The sequence below is a fragment of the Pseudomonas sp. Rh2 genome (assembly GCF_040762985.1).
Classification (GTDB): domain Bacteria; phylum Pseudomonadota; class Gammaproteobacteria; order Pseudomonadales; family Pseudomonadaceae; genus Aquipseudomonas; species Aquipseudomonas taiwanensis.
The window spans coordinates 4292410-4306947 of record NZ_CP142890.1 but is presented as its reverse complement, the minus strand read 5'-3'; the positions used below and the strand labels follow the sequence as shown (position 1 = coordinate 4306947).

The following is a 14538-nucleotide window of genomic DNA, read 5'->3' as shown; positions in this document are numbered from 1 at the left end:
GCTGGCTTTTTAATGCTTGCTCGAAGCCTCAGGAGGCGTCGGCAGCCATTTCCACATCGTGAGCGATGAGGGCGACCAGCGCATTCTGCTGGCGGTGGGAGAGCTGGCGGAAGCGTTGCAGCAACTCGCGCTCATGCAGGGACAGTTCAGGGCTGTCCAGGCGCATGCTTAGCTCGTCGCCCAGCGCACCTTCCTGGATAAGGCTTTGTTCCAGGCGAGCGATGATTTCAGAGTTCATGCTGCGGTGGTGGTTGCGCGCTACCTCGGCAATGCGCTCACGCATTCCGTCTGGCAGGCGGACGACAAACTTGTCAGCGGTGCGGCTCGAATAGATAGCCTGTTTCATTGGGCGCATATAAATTGACCGGATTTTTTGGTTCAGGGGAAGCGGTTCTCAAATTGGCCGCACGGGGTGGAAGTACGACCGTGGCGACGACAAAATGTTCAACCGTCGTGAAAAATTGGGTGCTCATCTTGCCTCAAGGTCGCCGTTTCCTTGGCGTCAATTCTGTGACAAATAGTGAGCCGGATAAAGGCTTTTTGCCAGTACCAATTATCAGAAATGAGCACTGGTTTGAAAAGTTTTGCATGTACCGGCACGCCACACCGTCAGACCTTTGCCGTCAAAAACTGGTAAATCGCAGCAAAGGGTCGGGAAAACACCTAGAATGCGCGGGTTTCCTACATTGAGCATAGTGGCTATGCAACATGACGCAAGCGCCCGCAATACTCCCTCAGGCCGCCTGATCTACCTGGTAGGACCATCAGGTTCAGGAAAAGATTCCCTGATCGATGCATCGCGTGCGCAATTGACCGCCGCTGGGGTGGAAATTGCCCGTCGGGTCATCACGCGATCTGCTGAGTCCAAGGGCGAGGCGGCGCACGGTGTCACGTCCGAGCGCTTCGAGGAGATGCGCAAGGCTGGAGCGTTCGCCATGCATTGGCGAGCCAATGGTCTGGATTACGGTATTCCGTCGCAAGTGGACCAATGGCTCAGTGAGGGCCGGCATGTGCTGGTCAATGGTTCGCGCGCCTACCTGCCTTTGGCGCGGCAGCGTTACCCCGACATGGTGGCGGTATGCATTGCCGTGCGGCCAGAGGTGTTGCGCCAGCGTTTGCTAGCCAGGGGGCGTGAAACGTCGGAAGAGGTCGAGCAGCGCTTGGCGCGCAATGCCCAGTTGCAGACCGGGCAGGAGCCGGGTGTGCATGTGCTGGATAACTCCACTTCGCTGGAAATGGCCGTCGAAGGGCTGCTGGCGCTTTTGAGACAAGAGCGCCTGCTGGACTAAGCGTTTTGCCAACATCGGAAATCGCCTACGTGCAAAAAGCCCGACAGAGACATGACAAACGGCATTGCGCTGGTTAACATGTTTGCCGTCCTGCCGTGTAGCGCTCGCTGCCGGCTCTTGTGTCTCAGTAGCTCAATTGGATAGAGCATCCCCCTCCTAAGGGGAAGGTTGCAGGTTCTTATCTGGGGTAGGACGTAGACTCCTATTGAGCCTACCAGTCCTCGCGCTTTGAGCAAGAGATCAAAAGGTGGGATGTCCATGGGGAGTGGAGAGAGGGTAAGCTTTCCTAAGTCCCTGGTTTTACGTAAGATACGCCGCTTGATGTCTCCTTAGTTTAACGGATAGAACAAGCCCCTCCTAAGGGCTAGATGCTGGTTCGATTCCAGCAGGGGACGCATCCTCTCAAGCACTGAGCGCCCTGACTCATACTTGTAGCTGAACGCTTGGTGCATCCAAGCACCATTTCTGAATTCGCCGCGAGGCAGAGCATGAAAGCCACCACAGGGTGGCTTTTTTGTTGATGGGCTTTTCATCAGGTTGTTCCACGCTGGCGGTGATCGGTGTGGATCGCCTGTGGGCCATCCCTACCCGGCCCAATGACGAAAGTTGCCCTGGCTACCCCTAAGGCCGCTTAAACAGCCATCGTTGCAGGTGGCTGAAATTAGGCGTTACCAGAAGCTGATTTTTCTTGGTAGGGCGATCTCATCGGGCGCTTCCCCTTCACTGAACCCCACTATGTAAAGCACCTGCCCGACAAGCTGCAGTTCTTGTTGAGGGAGAGAGGTTTTCTGTAGGACTTGCCGAGTCGCATAACGGAGTGTGACGCCTTGATCGCCCAGGCGCGTCAGGAAATTCTGAAGTTCGTCAAAGACCTCTACCGGTAACGTATGATCGGGTCAAAACTGGCAACGGTAAGCATAAGAATCATGTTGAAGCTTCTGTCTCGTATCTGGAACGCCATCAACCCCGACCGTCGCCCCGAGTGGGAAAAGCAACGTGAGCGTGAGTTCATCGAAGCGGTGAACAGCCTCAAGACTCTCAAGGTGACGCCAGGGGGCCGCATGTCCATCGACCCTGAAGAGATACGTGAGCAAGTGTTGGAGGCGCGGGAGAGGTTGAAGCATTTTGTCCGCAAACCCTAGGCCTATGCAGTCGACGACGAAGTGCGTCAGTGCACGCGCTGTGTTGACGAGGTTTGAGACTTAGCTACCAGGCTCCCGCTCCCAGAGCCGCCACACAGTGCCCTTTGAATACCCTAGAGCACGCGCCACCTCAGCCTGGGTGAGGCCGTCTTTTTTCAGCGCCTGCACTGCCTTCCACTTCTCTCTAGCAGCAGTTACTCGCGGATGCTCAATCTCGCGAGGCTGCCGTTCCATAATCTCGTTGGCTCTGCCCAATGCCTCTGCTTCCACGATTGCATCGATCAGTACCTGGTGAGTCGTCTGTTGGTTTTCCGCTGCAATGACCATGGCGAACAGGGTAGCTGGGCTGATGCCCAGCGAAATGGCCAGATCCCTCACGGTATCGATGGTGGCCGTGAAGCTAGCCGCTTCCAGTTCGCTGATCGTTTGCTGACGAAGAAGGCCAGAGATCTCCTGTTGAGACAGGCCTTGCTGCGTTCGGAGCGACTGGAGCACGGCGGCGAGAGAGTGGCGTAGGGGCATTTCTGCCTCCGCAAAAGGAGACGGTATGCCTTGTTTGCCTAGGCTCGCTCAAACAGATATATTGGTTTGAGTGAGTCGAACGGCGATCTGCCGCTACGTTCCCGTTCGCACATCACCTCGTCGTTTTGAATACCGAGGTAATTGGTGACTGATAGCTCCGTAGAGCACGAGCTGCTCCAGGAAGGGCACGTCTCTTCCGCTGGGACGTCGCTGTCCCAACCCGAAATTGAGGCACTGCTTGCCGAACGCTTTCCTCGCAGGCCGTATTGCTTGGTTGAGGACTGGCTCATCTTCCACGTTGACGAGCCACAGGAGTCGCTGGACAGAGTCAGGTCTCTAGGCCTGCAGCCGATGTTCCTGTACTCCCATTGCGTCAACTACGACAGCGAGGGCCGATTCCCACCAGGGGGTTGGGTGCGCTCGACGCTGTGCAAGACCTACGACAGCGTGTGCATGTTTGAAACGCGCAACACCGTGTACGTCTTGGTTGGCCCTGGTCGTGAGCAGACCGCCTCGCTGAAGACAATTTTCGGCTTATGTTGACCCGCAGGCCCCATATGTGGGCTTGCCCAGATGAGATCCATGATGTTCCGCATTAGCACGCAAGACCAGGCTGGCCCTGTCGGTATGTTTGGGGACGGCCTTGCTCACTTTCATGCAGTCACCCGGTCTCTGGCCACTCACTGGTATCACGTCAGCCTCAAGCGCCGGCATGAGGATCGGTTCGTTGCCTACGAAGAGATGCTCAACGATGAGATGCGTCTCGTCGAGCTGCTGGTTGCTCAGGATGAAGATCTCGTTGTGCATGAAGTCCAAGCCGTTACCCCGAGCTGGATGAACAAGGATGCCGGTTGGAAGATGGAGAAGCTCATGTCGCTCTCCATGGGACACAACCAAGCTGGTGTGGTCGTCTGTGTTCTGGAAGTAGAAGGTGGTGCTGTGTACGTCGATACGCATGAGGCTGGTTTCGGTGCCGACTCCCTGAACGACGTCAAAGAGCTGTATCGACGGGGTATGGCTCAGGCCAGTGCTGCATCAGAGCCCCGGAGGGCGTAGGCATGACAGAGGACAACACGGTAGCGGTCGACTTCCACGTTAAGCGCTACAGCGATTTCGATCTGCTGCGGATCGCTCGGGCTGTAGGCCAGCGGTATGAGGGCGAGATCACCGCGTTTCTGGTGAATGTCCACATTCATCGACTGAGTGCCGTTGGCGTGGTTTTTGGGCACGTTCGGCAAGGGCCTCATGGTCGGTTTGCTGATGGGCATCTGATCCAGACATCCAACATCGTGGCTATTAAGAAAGAAGGTAGGTTCTGGGTGATCACGACCATGAACTCCAAGTACGTCGTGGCTACTTTTCGCCGTGATGTTGGGCGCCGGAGCCTGAGGGATTTTTGCCGCCTTGTTGGAGACCGTTTCCCCAATACACAGCTGCACTGATTTAGATCGAGCCTGAGCACGCCAAGGTGTGCCCAAGGCCTCCCCCTGCCTGAAATTTGGGCCCGAGCAAGGAGCTGTAAGTGTTTATTAAGTTTGAATACCTGAAATTTTCTGGCTGCCTGGAAGACATACGAGTTTTTGAGAGCTTCTCAGATAATGTGCAAGTCATCATGAAAATAGATGACGTTCTCATTCCTAATTTTCGGATGCCTACTCGTATCTACGAAGATCTGGAAAATGGCGGGCAGTACGAGTTTTACGGGCTTGTTCAGAAATCTAAGAATAAACAAAAAAATACAGGCTTTATATACGCCGCAAAGACCGCTAGCGGGAAAGTGCTCGAGCAGCCTAGCCTAAAGTACACCTCCCAGCTGGGTATTTGGGCGAATGGAGCGGTGATCTCAGCAGTGGCTTTTGTTTTGGCATGGGTAGCTTTGTTCTTTGGATTAGGCACCCTGGTTGATGGATATCATTATAGTTCTGTAAATGGATTTGCTGAGTATGCGGGTGATGTGACGCGTTATGCATTCGCTCTTGCTTGTATGATTGCAGCGTTTTTTGTGGGAGTAGGGATAAATCTGTTCTACAAAACAACGGTATTGGACACCTGGCAGTCGATTGCACCTGCAAAGCTTGTTGAGCGGTTCAGCAAAATGCATCGCTGACCATTGGGCGAGCCCTCCTTCAGAGGGGCGGCTGTCGTAAACCGTGCCCGGCTTGCCGGTCACGGCCCTCCGGGCTTCCATCCTCACGCCTGCGGCCATCCTTGGCCTGCGCGCTCCGCTTGCCGTTTGGTGTCAAACCCCTTGTTTATAGGGCTTGTAACGTAGTTTTTGGAATGTAACATTGGCGTTGTTACATTCCAGGAAATGCGTTACAGCAATTGTCTTAGAAGTCGAGTCGCTTCACCTCGTCAAAGATTTTTTGGGCAAGCTTGACCTGAGATGGTTAAGACATTCTTCGACAATTTCTGTAATCTGGCCCGATCATAGCCCCCAAGGAACACCCCCCCATGTCTCGTCTTGCAGAATTCCGCCGCCTTGAACTCCAGCTTGCTCAGCAGCTCGCAGAATTGGAAGCGATGAAAAATGACGGTGCAATCCAGGCTGAAATGGAGTTTGAAAACAAACTCCGTGCCCTGCTTGGTGAGTACGGTTTCAGCCTGCGTGAGGTGATCAGCATTCTTGACCCTCAAGCTCGCAGTCGTGCTGCAGCTCCAGTTTCTCAGGAGAAAGCGACTCGTAAGCCACGTGAAGTTAAGACTTACAAGAACCCGCACAACGGCGAAGTGATCCAGACCAAGGGCGGTAACCATGCCATCCTCAAAACCTGGAAAGCCGAGCATGGCGCCGAGACTGTGGAGTCGTGGCGTCAGTAATCTCCGCACCTTTAGCGGAATGGCTGCGATCCGCAGCCTAAGTGTCCGGCGACAAAACCTCTGTGAGGAAAAGACCTCTTTAACGACAACCTAAATCTCGTCGTGGAGAGCCGGAGACCCCGAGCAGTACCTTATGAACCGCCCCTGTTGGCGGTTTTTTTTCGCCTGGAATTCAAGTAGATCGCGACCGGGTCGAGCGTCTGGACAGCCAATCTTCTTCGTCTACCTTACTCATCGAACCTTTTGCCGTTTTGGATGTGAGTAGAGATTGCGTAAGGGCGTTAAGCTTATCTAGCTTGCGGGAAGCGTTTAAATACTAGGATCTACGGCTCATTCAACGGCACGCTAAATAGCTAGGCCATACCCAACCCCCCATGCTTTGACCCAGGCGTTAAGCGGCTATCGTTCACATTGGAAATCACTGCGTGATTACGGAGATTTCGAGACCACGACCCCAAAGGACGTTATTGTGCCGGCGAGGTGATTGCCTGGTACCCCGACCAGAAGATCATTCAGATGCGTGGATAGATAGTCTCAGCCACAAAGATGAGAAGGAGAACTATTCATCTCAAAAATTTTTCCTTAAGCCTAAAGAGTTAAACGATTCAGCCGATAAGCATAGACTGGTGTGTAGGACAGAGGTTTATATGAAGTTTCGTGATATTAAAATAGGGCCGCGTGCGGCGCTTATTTTTGCAATTATTGTCGCTGTGGTTGTTATGATGGGGCTACTTTCTGCTAATAAGTTGGAGAGGCTTCGTCAAGCAGAGCAAGATGTTGAAACAAATTGGATGGCCAGCATTCGGCTAGCTGGGCTTATAAACTCAAGCGTTCTTAGGCTAAGGTTGGAAAGTCTTCGAGCAACTACTACGAATGATCCTGTAGTTCGTGATCAGACAGTGAAAACTTTTCCGGACTATCGGCGGGAATTCACAAGCCTCATAAGAAAATATGAGTCTGTGGTAGCGAGTCCTGAAGAGCAGTCACTGTACGATAAGGTCAGGGCGAGCGCTGATCGTTATGAAGGTTTCCTGAACCAGTTAGAGCCAATGCTCCTCTCTGGTGACAATGCGGCTGCTTCTGCGTTGATTAGTTCGACTATCCGCCCCCTTACCAATAGTCTCGTTGATCAAATTTCTGATTTGATGGATTACAATGATCAAGGAGCAAAAGCAGCGGGGGTGTTAACAGGTGAAATCTATCATAGCGGATTAGTCACAATCTATGGTCTGCTTTTGGCCGTGGTGACGCTTACAATTGTTTTGGGTTACATGCTGGTGCGAAGTGTGACTCAGCCTCTGGACGAAGCGCTTTCAATTGCCAAGGTTATCGCGAATAAGGATCTATCGCAGACTTTCAAGGTTTCAGGTCGAGACGAGGCAGCTGCGATGCTGGCTGCTATCTCTCAAATGCAAAATAACTTAAAAGACACATTGACCCATATTTCCGATAGCTCAACGCAACTTGCTTCGGCTGCTGAAGAAATGGCGGCGGTCACTGAAGAAAGTAGTCGAGGGTTGGTCAAGCAAAACGATGAAGTCAACCAAGCTGCCACCGCTGTCAATGAGATGAGTGTCGCAGTTGATGAAGTGGCCGTCAATGCTGCGGAAGCCGCTGATGCATCCGGGCGAGCTCAACAACTCACCAAATCTGGGCTCGAAAATGTTAAGAGAACTTTAGGAGCTATACAAGCGCTATCCTCCTATGTTGAGTCTACGGGTGAGCAGATCCAAACGCTTTCTTCGCGAGCTCAAGACATCAGTAAAGTCATCGAAGTGATTAGAGCCATCGCTGAACAAACCAACTTACTGGCGTTGAATGCCGCAATTGAGGCCGCAAGGGCTGGGGAGCAAGGTAGAGGCTTTGCAGTAGTTGCAGATGAGGTTAGGGCTCTGGCCCATCGTACTCAACAATCCACTCAAGAAATTGAGCAAATGATTGGCTCTATCCAGGACGATTCGCTTCAGGCTGTTAAGGCTATGGTCGAAAGTCAGAAAATGGCTGATGAATCTACCTCTGTAGCACAGCTGGCTAGTGAGTCGCTAGAGGAAATATCCCAGTCGATCACTATGATCAACGAACGTAATATTTTGATTGCGACTGCTTCAGAAGAGCAGGCGCAGGTGGCACGAGAGATTGATCGAAACCTCACAAGTATTCGTGATTTGTCTACTCAAACCGCAGCGGGTGCGAGCCAGACGGCGAGTGCTAGCGGGGAAGTGTCCAGCCTTGCTGTCGGCTTAAATCGTGTAGTCCAGGACTTCAGGCTTTAAGCTCTAGGTCTATATTTGTTTTTGGATTTATTTTAGCAGGGATGCTTTTTTATAATTTCGCGCAGGGGTGCAGGTGTAAGTATGGTTTGTGGTTCTGTTTTCTTGTGCGTTGTCATGTGTTGCTTTGGGGGATTTTCCAAGTTGTAAGCTCTGTTTGGGGTGCCAAGGTGTGCCGAAACTAACTCTTCTAACTTTGTAACCTGCCAGGGCTTTGGCAGAAATATAGCGAGATCAGGTAGAGACTTGATTTCAAACTCGTAGTATCCACTCATGACAATAATTTTGGCATCAGGGTGTTCCTCGTTGGTAATCCAGGCAATGTCCACTCCGGTGAGCGAGCCGGGCGTCTGCACATCAGTGAGCACTAAGCGCCAGCCTGGTTTTCTTAGCTGCTCACGGGCTTCATCGGCAGTGCTTACGGCTGTAACCGCAGCACCCCAATCTTCCATCAGTAGTGTCAGTAACTCCCGAAGCGTTGGTTCGTCCTCCACAATGAGGACGTTAGGGCGGTGTATCTCCTCTACTGGAAGAAAGTCTTTCATACTAGCACTCGAACATATAGCTACGGTTACAAAAATCTGAATCCACTTGCCGCTTCAACGTATCGTGGACAGCTCGTCACGCATACGACATGTGAACTGTACAAAAAATTCACTTGATCATCAGGGGGCAATACAGCACTGATCGGTGGAAGTGCTCGCTATTCTCCTGGATGATTGGCGTGGCTTCAAGAACTGCTGCGGGGTTATGGCAAAGCCTGGACTTCAGTTTTCCTGACTATATGATCAAGTTGGCGAGTTCAATTCCGTTCGTATCTGGATAGCCGGTCGGCTATGGCTTTTATAGCGCGATAGCACAAGCTTATTCAGTTATGCAGGTGACACAGGCATCGACCCTAGCCGCTATGCGGATAGCGATGTGCTCTCAACTCACACTGAAGGCCTGACTTCCTACATGATGCGTCCTGATGGAAGCGGTAAGCCGCTGACAGCGGGTGATGTGAGGCAGCGCTTTGCCAACGTCACACGAGGTACTGATCTGATCTTGGTAGGTACGCCCGAACAAATTGCTGATCGAGTCGAGGAGCATGCTCGCATCTCGGGCACCAGTGGCTACATGCTTAACCCGCTCACAAGCCCTGGCACGCTTGAGGATTTCGCCGAGCTGGTCGTGCCAGCGCTCCAAAAACGAGGCCTCTATCGCACTCAGCCGCAAACCGGCACTTTTCGATCTCGGCTGAGGACTGACGGCTCTAGTCGGGGCTACCGCCATCCGCCTATGGGGCTTGTTTTCGGGATCGTTGATATGAAAATCCTATGATCGGATAGCCAAGCCTCGGGATGGTCACTACCGGTGTGGCCTACTGAGGAGGCGTTCGACTCGGGGCTAGGGGAATCTATGACACAGGCTCTGTCATCGTGTGTTGCGATGGCCCAGCGAACAGCTAAACAAGGAGCCTGAGTGGTTACTCGACCAGCCGCTTCTGGGTAAAAGTCTCCTGGATAGCTCGGTATCCGTCCTGAGATAGCCTTCGCCGGCTGCTTTCACTGCAGGGAGCGTAAGATGTGCGATGAGATCAGAACTACCCATTTGCTTTGATGTCATAATGATGCACAGGGACATCGGCACGTATCCTCGAGCCAGCCCTTCAGGACATCAGTCCAATGCTAAGCAACGACGATTTTCGGTACACCGCTCATAGGCATCTCCTCGAATTGGATGCTTAAGATTCCAGGCTCAGGCACCTAATTTCTCGGGGCGAAATCAACGGTGTCCTCTGGGACGATGCTGTCCGATGGCATCAACACTCATATGAAACCTGGGCCATTTTCTTGAGCCAAAATACTCAGCCTTCGTTGCCTTCCTGATCTGCAATCGCAGCGAGATCTTCGATTTTCGGCGGTTCCACTTCACATCAGTCCTCCTCCCGGTGAGGGCAACTGCGCCTCTAGAGGCTCTCTTGTGTCAGAGCCTGGAAATCACAGAGCTGTCTGCGCACCACCCTCCCAACCCGATCAAAAACTGACTGGCCGCTCAAGAAAAAGTGGCCTGTGTCGATAATTGCTGATTCAGCACGTGTGGAGCCTAAAATTGTTCAACCGCAAACTAAAAAAAACGCTGCAGGAGCAGAGTGCGGAGCTACATCTGCTACGTCAGCAGGTCGAGCAAATGGACAGAGGGATGCTTTCCATAAGACTTGATGCTCAGTTCCGGATCTGTGCAGTCAATCGAATTTTCTTAGAAACCCTGGGGTACTCGAGCGACAGTCTGCATGGCCGTCCGCTTTCGGAGATCGTTCCGCCTTACGTCAAAAATCTCCCTTGCTTCCACGCCTTCAACCAAGCTGTGGCGCGATTCGAACCCGTCAATGACGAATATCGCTACCTGCGGGCTGACGGTACTCTGGCATGGTTGAAAATCTACTGGCTTCCTGTTCGAAATCAAGACGGGAGCTTGGCTCATGTCCAGGGCTACGGCAGTGAGATTACTCGTACCGTTGAGGAGGCCAAGGAGAACCAGGCTCTGATTGAAGCGCTGGTTAGGTCAACAGCTGTCATTGAATTTAAATTGGATGGCACCGTCATCACGGCGAACAAACAGTTCCTCGATGCCATGGGCTACTCACTGGGCCAGATAGTAGGCAAACACCATCGCATGTTCTGTTCCGCGCAAGAAGCGGCATCCGATGAGTACGTAAGTTTCTGGAAGACACTCAACCGTGGTGAGTACGTCGCGAATCGCTTCAAGCGAGTCGACGGGCATGGCAACGATATTTGGCTGGAGGCAACCTACAACCCTGTGCATGACACCGAGGGCAACCTAGCTAAGGTCGTGAAATTTGCGAGTGTGGTTACCGAGCAGGTAGCTAGAGAACAAGAAGTTAAAGATGCTGCCGGCGTTGCTTTTGATGTCTCGCAACGAACGGATTCAAGTGCCGAGCACGGCGCTGTCGTGGTAACGCGAACGGTAGGCACGATGCGAAGTATCGCTGAGCAAATGAAGCTCGCAACCGACAGCATCGAGGCACTCGGTAAGCAATCTGCGTTGATCAGCTCAATCGTTCAAACCATTGGCGGTATTGCGTCGCAGACTAACCTTCTTGCCTTGAATGCGGCGATTGAAGCGGCACGTGCCGGAGAGCAGGGACGGGGCTTCGCTGTGGTTGCCGATGAAGTCCGAAAGCTTGCAGGCCATACCAGCTCGGCGACCGAAGAGATTGTGAACGTCGTTCAGCAAAACCAGGAGCTCGCTGATAAGGCCGTCGCCCAGATGTTCAGCAGTCGTGCGAAAGCCGAGGAGGGTTTGGTACTCGCCAACGAGGCGGGCACGGTTATCCTCGAGATTCAAAATGGAGCAAAGCAAGTAGTGGAAGCTGTTGGGCGTTTTGCTAACGAGGTGAAATAGACCTGTATCTCTTACGGTACTGAATTGAGGTGCGCCATCACAGATGGACGGACTGCGAATGTCCATCTGTCATGGCCAGTGCCTGTAAAGTTTTTAGCACTTCACGTCGTTGCCGTGCTGCCTCCTTTGAGTGGATTCGACAGGAGGCCAGCGGAGCGTTTCCCCGCAGGGCTGACCGATCAAACAGAGTCTCCACTCGTACAGGCCGAAGGTTTTTGATTGTTAAAAATCGAGCGTCACCCCTGCATACAGGGCCCGGCCATCGCCTGGCGAGTGTAGCGAGTTTTTAGCGCCATCGGGGTCATACCAAGCGTACTCGTAGTAGCGATTGGTTAGATTTTTCAACTGAAGATCCACGCTCATCGACTCACTCAACTTATAGGTGGCCCCGATGTTCATGAGTACGTAACCACCATAAGTGCCTTGAGTGTTCTCTCTCTCTAGGTAGTAATTGGTTTGTCCGTTTGCCCACGCAGATAGTTGAAGCATCGGGGTAGCCTGGTAGCTGATACCAGTATTCCACAGATGATGCGGCACATGGTCGATCTCCCTGCCTTTGCTCTGTGGTAACGCACTGCTGGGCTCAAGGATTTTTGAATACTGCCAGGAGTAGGACATCCACATTTCAGTGCGTTCGTCCGGGTGGAGGTTGACCTGCAGGTCATAGCCCCACCGTCGTGTTTCCCCCACATTATCGGAGTCGCCACTGGGGTCGTTCAGACGTCGGCTGACTTCACCCGATGCATCTTGTTGCCAGTAGGCAACGCGACCGTCCATCCAGCTGACTGGCGTAAACTTGATGCCGGTCTCCCAGCCTTCGTTGATCGATGGATCAAGGTCTTCGTTACGCGGCGGTACCTTATAGGCAGCTGCACCTGTGCCTACTTGGAAAGTGCGGCCCCAGTTCGCATAAAAACTCGCAAACTTCCAGGGGGAGTATACGACACTGAGCTTCGGCTGTTTGATCAGGCCATAGTCGTTAATGTCGTAATCTTGGTCGGTGAGCTTGTTGGTGAAATCGCCGCTGATCTTGTCGACGCGGTAGGCCGGGACAATCTTCAGCGACTCAAAGGGCTCGATTTCGGCCTGCATATAGGCCCCAACGGTATTGAAGTCGAAATCCTGGTCGCGAGTCTGGTTCTGCCGCACCCGGTTGATGGTGTTGTAGCGCTCGCTGCGATTTTCCTGTTTCTGCACATCGCTACCACCCTCTAGGGCGAAGGCGTGCAACCAGTCAACCTCGGGTCGCCAAGTCAAAGAGGTGATAGCGCCGTACTGGGTCTCGTAGGCGTCACGCTCTTGCTGCGAGCTGGTGCTCCAGTATCGCGTCCAGCGGCGGTCATCGAAGGTGTTCACATAGGTCTTGGCTGACCAGGACAGCGTGTCAGCCAGATCAGTGTCGAAGTGCAGGCTGACCTGATTCATACGCCGCGTACCCTTATCCGTGGCGTTATACGGGTTGCTCATGCGAGGGTGATGCCGGGCATTGTCTTCTGTCAGGTATCCAGCCTCATCTGCTTCGGCCTCGTAGTGCCTAGCGATCAATCCCAAGCGATAGCCGTTGTCATCAGGGGTGTAAAACCACTTGCCACCGAAGCTGTAGCGTTCGGTGTCAGCATGGTCTCTATAGCCATCTACCTGTTGTCGAGCGAAGAAGTAGTTCTGCGTCCAGTTGCTGGTCTCGATGCCCTTGGCCATTTGGACTTCACGGGTATTGAAGCTGCCATAGCGCAGTCGTGCCTTGTTGTAGTTACCGCCTATACGAGTATTGATGTTGACGTTGCCAGCGATGTTATTCAGCCCGTAGCGAGCGTCACTGGTGCCACGGACGATCTCTATGCTGTCGATGTCCATGGGGAACACCGAATCGATGAAGGCCATGTTGCCGTCATTCGTGTTGCTCGGGATGCCGTCAATCAGCAGCTTCACTGCGTTAACCTCACCCTCTCCATTGAATCCCCGAAACGAGATTTTTCCGGAGGTGGTGCCTTGGTTGAACTCGGTGAGCATCACGCCAGGTGCCCGGTTGAACAGCTCCCAGCTGTAGGTAACGGGCATTTTTTCAAGGATGTCGCCACCGAGAATGTCGACTGAACTGAGTACGCTGCTGGTGGCCAGGGGGCCAGTGCTAGATCCTGAAATGTTCACGGCACCCAGAGTCAGGGTGGAGCTTTCGGGCGGCAGGGTATCGGCAGTTGCAGTCGAAAGTGGACTGACGGTAAAGGCGCTGGTGATGGCGAGCACGGGCAATATAGCGCGTGCGGAATTGCAATACGCAGGCATGACGTATGTTCCTGGTAAAAGTCGAATACGACCGGACTCGCTCAAACGCGAGCACGTTCTGGATTGAGTGACTGCTTAAACCAGGGGGGAGGCGCGAGGATTTAGACTAGGCCGCTGATGGCGAGGTAGGGGAAGGAGCGGGGTATCGCCTAGAAGTACAGTATCAGGCCAGAAGCGTGGAAACAGATGCTTGAAGTAGTCGCCGGATACACCGGCCTGGCCGGCATGGCAGCAACAGCAGTCCCCACTTTGCACCTTGCCCAGAGCATTATCAGCCAGATCTGTCTGGTCAACCTTAATCTGTGCCAGCAAGGATTTAGGCAAGCTTTCCAGGCCATGAATGCTGCAGAAGCTGCCCAGGATCAGAGACTCATCAACTGGAGCGTTACGCAAACTACGGTCGAGCGGCATCATCAGCAGGTTGAACAACACTGCAAAGCAGGCGAGCAACAGCAGGTGGTTACGGAAGCGCGAGACCATGATCCTTTCCGCTTGGCGAGCGCCGGCATTAAGCCGGAATCAGCGCAACCTGTAAAACCTTTTCATAGGTGCTCGGCGATAAGCGTCACACGCCAAATGTGCTACTCCAGTGTTACTGCGAGCCGCCCAACTCAATCACTGTCGGGGCGTGCAGCCATTTGAGAAATTCACTGAGCTAATCGACGCCACAAAAGCGAGGCTCCTCGCGCCGTCAGCCGAGCAGCTACCTTTCGATCCCGGTTATGGCTTGACGTCTCTAGCCGGAGCCCGTCATCCGCCCGAAGCTACTGAACCCACCAGCCTCCAGTGAGTGGGCGCTTTACG

The 14538-nt window shown here is 53.2% G+C and carries 14 protein-coding genes, 1 tRNA gene and 1 pseudogene; 11 read left to right on the top strand and 5 right to left on the bottom strand.

Annotated elements, in window-relative coordinates; translation table 11 throughout:
* Window positions 1–28 precede the first annotated feature (28 nt).
* The gene (locus VXM67_RS19625; RefSeq protein WP_003254499.1) at window positions 29–355 is read right to left on the bottom strand and encodes an Arc family DNA-binding protein; all 327 of its coding nucleotides are present in this window, start codon (window positions 353–355) and stop codon (window positions 29–31) included.
* A gap of 346 nt (window positions 356–701) precedes the next feature.
* Here VXM67_RS19625 and phnN point away from each other — a divergent pair, with 346 nt between their 5' ends.
* The 3 genes from phnN (at window position 702) to VXM67_RS19610 (ending at window position 2431) form a co-directional block, all read left to right on the top strand.
* The gene (gene phnN, locus VXM67_RS19620) at window positions 702–1289 is read left to right on the top strand and encodes a phosphonate metabolism protein/1,5-bisphosphokinase (PRPP-forming) PhnN (protein ID WP_023381584.1); all 588 of its coding nucleotides are present in this window, start codon (window positions 702–704) and stop codon (window positions 1287–1289) included.
* A gap of 323 nt (window positions 1290–1612) precedes the next feature.
* Window positions 1613–1684: transfer RNA gene (locus VXM67_RS19615), tRNA-Arg, on the top strand.
* A gap of 531 nt (window positions 1685–2215) precedes the next feature.
* Window positions 2216–2431, top strand: a complete 216-nt coding sequence (locus VXM67_RS19610; protein WP_270103327.1) for a hypothetical protein — start codon at window positions 2216–2218, stop codon at window positions 2429–2431.
* 60 nt (window positions 2432–2491) lie between these two features.
* On the opposite strand, the gene VXM67_RS19605 is transcribed toward VXM67_RS19610, so the two are convergent.
* Complete coding sequence (locus VXM67_RS19605; RefSeq protein ID WP_023089457.1) at window positions 2492–2953, bottom strand: helix-turn-helix domain-containing protein; 462 nt, start codon at window positions 2951–2953, stop codon at window positions 2492–2494.
* 144 nt (window positions 2954–3097) lie between these two features.
* On the opposite strand from VXM67_RS19605, the gene VXM67_RS19600 reads away from it, so the two are divergent.
* The 6 genes from VXM67_RS19600 to VXM67_RS19575 all read left to right on the top strand — a co-directional run bounded on the left by VXM67_RS19600 (window position 3098) and on the right by VXM67_RS19575 (window position 8046).
* Window positions 3098–3496, top strand: coding sequence for a hypothetical protein (locus VXM67_RS19600; RefSeq protein ID WP_367237333.1), 399 nt, complete (start codon window positions 3098–3100; stop codon window positions 3494–3496).
* A gap of 42 nt (window positions 3497–3538) precedes the next feature.
* A complete protein-coding gene (locus VXM67_RS19595) occupies window positions 3539–4009 on the top strand; it encodes a hypothetical protein (RefSeq protein WP_367237719.1) in 471 nt (156 codons plus the stop codon).
* 2 nt (window positions 4010–4011) lie between these two features.
* On the top strand, window positions 4012–4395 hold the full coding sequence (locus tag VXM67_RS19590; RefSeq protein ID WP_367237332.1) for a hypothetical protein: 384 nt from the start codon (window positions 4012–4014) through the stop codon (window positions 4393–4395).
* A gap of 80 nt (window positions 4396–4475) precedes the next feature.
* Window positions 4476–5060 carry a hypothetical protein gene (locus tag VXM67_RS19585; RefSeq protein WP_078479305.1) on the top strand — a complete coding sequence of 195 codons (585 nt, stop codon included), beginning with the start codon at window positions 4476–4478 and terminating at the stop codon, window positions 5058–5060.
* 347 nt (window positions 5061–5407) lie between these two features.
* Entirely contained in the window at window positions 5408–5773 is a 366-nt protein-coding gene (locus VXM67_RS19580) for a histone-like nucleoid-structuring protein, MvaT/MvaU family (RefSeq protein WP_367237331.1), read from the top strand.
* Between the two features lie 647 nt (window positions 5774–6420).
* Complete coding sequence (locus tag VXM67_RS19575; protein ID WP_367237330.1) at window positions 6421–8046, top strand: methyl-accepting chemotaxis protein; 1626 nt, start codon at window positions 6421–6423, stop codon at window positions 8044–8046.
* Window positions 8047–8078: 32 nt separating this feature from the next.
* Here VXM67_RS19575 and VXM67_RS19570 read toward each other — a convergent pair whose 3' ends face one another.
* Complete coding sequence (locus tag VXM67_RS19570) at window positions 8079–8588, bottom strand: response regulator (RefSeq protein WP_367237329.1); 510 nt, start codon at window positions 8586–8588, stop codon at window positions 8079–8081.
* A 325-nt stretch (window positions 8589–8913) separates the two neighbouring features.
* Between VXM67_RS19570 and VXM67_RS19565 the strand changes: the two are divergent.
* Window positions 8914–9350, top strand: a pseudogene (locus tag VXM67_RS19565) (LLM class flavin-dependent oxidoreductase); the annotation flags it as partial.
* A 787-nt stretch (window positions 9351–10137) separates the two neighbouring features.
* Window positions 10138–11451, top strand: coding sequence for a methyl-accepting chemotaxis protein (locus VXM67_RS19560; RefSeq protein WP_367237328.1), 1314 nt, complete (start codon window positions 10138–10140; stop codon window positions 11449–11451).
* A gap of 222 nt (window positions 11452–11673) precedes the next feature.
* Here the strand turns inward: VXM67_RS19560 and VXM67_RS19555 are convergent, their stop codons facing one another.
* Complete coding sequence (locus VXM67_RS19555; protein WP_367237327.1) at window positions 11674–13734, bottom strand: TonB-dependent receptor; 2061 nt, start codon at window positions 13732–13734, stop codon at window positions 11674–11676.
* A 75-nt stretch (window positions 13735–13809) separates the two neighbouring features.
* A complete protein-coding gene (locus VXM67_RS19550) occupies window positions 13810–14145 on the bottom strand; it encodes a hypothetical protein (protein WP_367237718.1) in 336 nt (111 codons plus the stop codon).
* Window positions 14146–14538 lie beyond the last annotated feature (393 nt).

Excerpts from the sequence above, each read along its gene's own strand:
- VXM67_RS19625 (WP_003254499.1), bottom strand. The coding sequence starts at position 355 with ATGCGCCCAATGAAACAGGCTATCTATTCGAGCCGCACCGCTGACAAG.
- phnN (WP_023381584.1), top strand. The coding sequence starts at position 702 with ATGCAACATGACGCAAGCGCCCGCAATACTCCCTCAGGCCGCCTGATC.
- VXM67_RS19610 (WP_270103327.1), top strand. The coding sequence starts at position 2,216 with ATGTTGAAGCTTCTGTCTCGTATCTGGAACGCCATCAACCCCGACCGT.
- VXM67_RS19605 (WP_023089457.1), bottom strand. The coding sequence starts at position 2,953 with ATGCCCCTACGCCACTCTCTCGCCGCCGTGCTCCAGTCGCTCCGAACG.
- VXM67_RS19595 (WP_367237719.1), top strand. The coding sequence starts at position 3,539 with ATGTTCCGCATTAGCACGCAAGACCAGGCTGGCCCTGTCGGTATGTTT.
- VXM67_RS19590 (WP_367237332.1), top strand. The coding sequence starts at position 4,012 with ATGACAGAGGACAACACGGTAGCGGTCGACTTCCACGTTAAGCGCTAC.
- VXM67_RS19580 (WP_367237331.1), top strand. The coding sequence starts at position 5,408 with ATGTCTCGTCTTGCAGAATTCCGCCGCCTTGAACTCCAGCTTGCTCAG.
- VXM67_RS19575 (WP_367237330.1), top strand. The coding sequence starts at position 6,421 with ATGAAGTTTCGTGATATTAAAATAGGGCCGCGTGCGGCGCTTATTTTT.
- VXM67_RS19570 (WP_367237329.1), bottom strand. The coding sequence starts at position 8,588 with ATGAAAGACTTTCTTCCAGTAGAGGAGATACACCGCCCTAACGTCCTC.
- VXM67_RS19555 (WP_367237327.1), bottom strand. The coding sequence starts at position 13,734 with ATGCCTGCGTATTGCAATTCCGCACGCGCTATATTGCCCGTGCTCGCC.
- VXM67_RS19550 (WP_367237718.1), bottom strand. The coding sequence starts at position 14,145 with ATGCCGCTCGACCGTAGTTTGCGTAACGCTCCAGTTGATGAGTCTCTG.